1 protein-coding gene is annotated in these 352 nt (G+C 68.8%); it reads right to left on the reverse strand.

Annotated elements, in window-relative coordinates:
- The coding region (locus AB0C16_RS41095) for a hypothetical protein (protein WP_357691658.1) at window positions 1-238 on the reverse strand (238 nt) is incomplete at its 3' end.
- Window positions 239-352 lie beyond the last annotated feature (114 nt).

Genomic DNA, 352 nt, shown 5'->3' on the forward strand with positions numbered 1-352 from the left:
GGATGACGGTGGCGGTCGACGGATAGTCGACGGACCAGTCGGCGAGGTTGCGGGGCTTCGACTCGCCGAGGCCCTCCTGGGTGAGCAGCGTCGCGTAGCCGCAGGCCCACACCTGCACACTGGCCTCCCGCCGCAGCAGCGACTCCACGAGCCGCAGCACGCTGGTGACCAGGTCGGAGCCGTGCGGCGAGCCCATGAGCGTGATCAGCACATCGGTACGCGGAATGCCTCTGGCCATCTCAGTGCCACACCACCTTCACCGAGGCGTCCAGCACGCTGTCGGCGATCTCGTCCATGTCCACCAGCCGGCCGCCCTCGACCAACTGCTTCTCCTCCAGGCCGCGTTGCCGGA

This window comes from Nonomuraea sp. NPDC048916 (assembly GCF_040649575.1).
Classification (GTDB): Bacteria; Actinomycetota; Actinomycetes; order Streptosporangiales; family Streptosporangiaceae; genus Nonomuraea.